The sequence below is a fragment of the Rhodopirellula sp. JB055 genome (genome assembly GCF_043100905.1).
In the GTDB taxonomy this organism is placed as follows: Bacteria; Planctomycetota; Planctomycetia; order Pirellulales; family Pirellulaceae; genus Rhodopirellula.
In genome coordinates this window covers 1-3,237 of sequence record NZ_JBICHO010000378.1, presented here as the reverse complement: position 1 = coordinate 3,237, position 3,237 = coordinate 1, and the positions used below count along the sequence as shown (strand labels likewise).

The window sequence follows — 3,237 nt, the reverse complement described above, 5'->3', positions numbered from 1 at the left end:
CGTGCCCACTAAATCGTGGGCTCGATCGGCCAGCCCGGTCCACTGCAACCCCCACTGGATTTTGTCTCGCAGCACGCGCCCCCGCAGCCCGTGAAACCGACCAAACGCGGCCAAGTTCTCGGACGTCGTCAGGTCTTCATACAAAGCGATCTCCTGCGGAACCAATCCCAGCGAATCGCGAGCAAACGCGGTCTCGATCGGTTCGCCCAGCATCGTGATGCTGCCCGAGTCCGGCTTCGATCGCCCGGTCAGACAACGAATCATCGTGGTCTTGCCAGCTCCATTGGGGCCCAGATAGGCCAAGCGTTCGCCGCGGCGAAGCTGGAACGAAACCCCGCTGAGCGCGGCGTGTTCCTTGCGCCCACGACGATACGACTTTTTCAGTCGATCGACAGAAATGGCCGCGTGATCAACGGCATCCATGGATTCGGGCGGAGCGGGGGCGGACAAGATTCCTGTGTCCCTGCGTGGGAGAACGACCATTGGCGATGTCGAGAACAACATCGCCGATTCATCCTAGCCAAACCAAGCAACGCCCCGAAACGCCAAACCTGGCCTCCCCAGACGCTCCCCGCCGCAGCGAAGGCAATGCCGTTTTTAAGCGCTGTCCTGGCAGGCGTTTGTCATCACCCTCTCTTTGGGAGGGTCGAGCGAGGGGAGGGCCGAGCACTGGATCCAGCGTGTCATCCTCCCCGGCCCGAAGCGGTCCGCCCCTCCCGAAGGGACGATGAAGCAAAACGGCACGACCTCAGCGCCCCAAAGGAAGCACGCCAAACCCCAGATCGCAGGTCCCGAGGGCCAATCGTGATCCGAAAATTCAGCCGAATCAGCAGCTCACGCGAAGCGAACTTCGGTTCATTTCCCCTGCTGGTCATACAGCGGCATGTGCCGGTAATAGACTTCCAAGCAGTAGATCGACAAACAGGTCACGTACAGACGTCCTGCCCGACGGCCCCATTCATCGGCTTGAGGCGACCAACTGCCCGCCTCGGCACCACGTTTGATCTGCAGACGCGGCAATTCCGTCCGCATCACGCTGTTCCATTTTCGCCAGGGCTGTCCCCCGTAATGGTGAATCGTCTGAGTCGCGTAGTACCAGTAATAAACGTTGGGGTTGTTCGGATCCAACATCCCGCCTTCGATCAAGTCACCGATCCCCAGTTTCAATGCCTCTTCATCGTGCGGCCATCCCAGGTACTGCCGGCACAGCAACCCTTCCGCTGTCATCGCGTAACTCGCTGGTCGATTGGGTTGGTAACTATACGAAGAACCGTCGTACATTTGGACGGTGTCCAAGTATGTGTTGGCCATCTGCAAGGTCGATGAGGGGACTTCCAAGCCCGCAGACTGCGCGCTGGTGAGCGCCATCACGTACCACCCCGTCACCGACAAATCGGAATCCAACCGAGGCCGATAGCGCCAACCGCCGGCCGCTGATTGAGCGTTCACGCAGTAGTCCACTGCGGCTTGAGCCGGCCCGCGAAGGGCCGAGTCTTCTGTCATCGCGAACAGCTCGCACAATGCGATCGTCGCTTGAGCGTGCCCGTAGGCTTGTTGGTCATCGCCGCGAACATTGGTCGCCAAAAAACCGTCCCGGCGTTGGCCTTTGAGCAAAGTTCTGAGGCCCCGTTCAACGTTCTCTGAATAGGGTCCCTTGAGATGCGTGTTGCCGTCGCCCTGGAATGCCAACATCGCCATCGCGGTGGCGGCACAGCGGTTTTCTGAAAACGGAGCGGCATCGGAGTAGGGCCCCGCCATGCTCCACGATCCCGATCGCTCTTGGTTCTTCACCAACCACTGCAATCCACGTTCAACCGCGGTCACGGTTTGCTCATTGCCACCATGAGCCGCGATCAAAGCACTCTTCATCGGTCCCGATCGACCGCTGAACATGGGTTTGACCAATTCGCTCGCCGAGCCGATGCCGTTCTCGACCTCCACCATCTCAAGCTGTTCGGTGGGCATCTCCATCGTCTCCATCAACGACTGGATGTCCGTCTCAACGACCATCTCGCTGTCCAGATCGCTGGTCGAATCCACCATCGAATCCGAACTCTGGATGTTCACGCTTTCCAGTTCAAAGTTTTCCGACTCGGTCGCCTCACCAAACTCCAGCACCAGGCTACCGATGCCTTCGCCCACTGGGGTGGTCAACAGGGCCAGCACCAGCAACACGATCAGGTGAAATACCATGCTGACCAACCACGCTGGCACCGAACGTTTGACGGGAGCCAAATCATCTTCTTCGTCCGCTGACTTGTCGTCTTGGGCTTCCGGTTGAACTTCCGTCCGCCATCGTGACTTCACCGGAATGGCAGGTGGCACTTCCGCAGCACCGGCGGTGGTGCCGACCGGTTCTGACGCGACCGGTTGGGCCACCGGAGCCACCTTGGCGGCGCGAACGGATCGCTTCGCCGGCGGAGCCTTTGCAGCAACCGGCTGGCTGGCCGGAGGTTGTTTCGCAACTGGTTGAGCAGAAACTGGTGGCCCGGGCGCTGGCTGCCCGGGATTTGGCTGAGCAGGAGCTGGTTGGATTGCAGGGGCCGAGTTGATCGGCGGCAAGGTTGCTCGCGGCGGAGGCGGTGGCGGCTTGGGGACACCGTCGGCTGCCGGATTCGCACTGGCTGCCGGATTCGCACTGGCAGGCGGAGGAGTCACAGGCGGCGGGACCGGTGGCCCGGCAGAATTGGCTGGGCCAGCCGAGAACGTCCCCGAGGAATCCATGGCATCCGACGAATCGGAAGCGGTCGTGTTGGGGGGAGGGTTCATACTCGAAAAGACTTGGCGGAGCCGGCGCACAACGTACTACTCTAGGTCAACATAGCGAATGACTGGCCAAAAAACGAAAATCTCGCCAACAATCCGATCAGCCGCTTGACGAATCCGCCATCGTGACCGATAGTCCCTTCATCGTTGCCACGAGGCCAAGAAAATGATGTTTACGCGAAATTTCGCTGTAGAAATCGAACCTTGGCGTCCGATTCAACGTCTCACATACCGCGGGATGGAGCAGCCCGGTAGCTCGCGAGGCTCATAACCTCGAGGTCGTCGGTTCGAATCCGGCTCCCGCAACTTCTCTGAAAGGTTGGAACACTTTCCGACCCAACGGTAAACGAAAAGCCGATGCGTGCTCCGCATCGGCTTTTTTCGTTTTATCCCGTTATCCCGCAACCACTTGCGTCAATGTTCGCGGCGGCGGTTTCTTAGTCGTCTCAGAATCCTGAGAACACGCTGGCC

Annotated in this window: 2 protein-coding genes and 1 tRNA gene; 1 reads left to right on the top strand and 2 read right to left on the bottom strand. The window is 59.7% G+C overall.

Going from position 1 to position 3,237, the window contains the following annotated elements:
• Together ACF8AM_RS15010 and ACF8AM_RS15005 are read right to left on the bottom strand one after the other, a co-directional pair.
• Positions 1–504 (bottom strand): ATP-binding cassette domain-containing protein (locus ACF8AM_RS15010; protein ID WP_392556416.1); only part of this gene is annotated, 504 nt, incomplete at its 3' end.
• 351 nt (positions 505–855) lie between these two features.
• The gene (locus tag ACF8AM_RS15005; RefSeq protein ID WP_392556415.1) at positions 856–2,769 is read right to left on the bottom strand and encodes a squalene--hopene cyclase; all 1,914 of its coding nucleotides are present in this window, start codon (positions 2,767–2,769) and stop codon (positions 856–858) included.
• Between the two features lie 229 nt (positions 2,770–2,998).
• Between ACF8AM_RS15005 and ACF8AM_RS15000 the strand changes: the two genes are divergently transcribed.
• Positions 2,999–3,072, top strand: a tRNA-Met gene (locus ACF8AM_RS15000).
• Positions 3,073–3,237 lie beyond the last annotated feature (165 nt).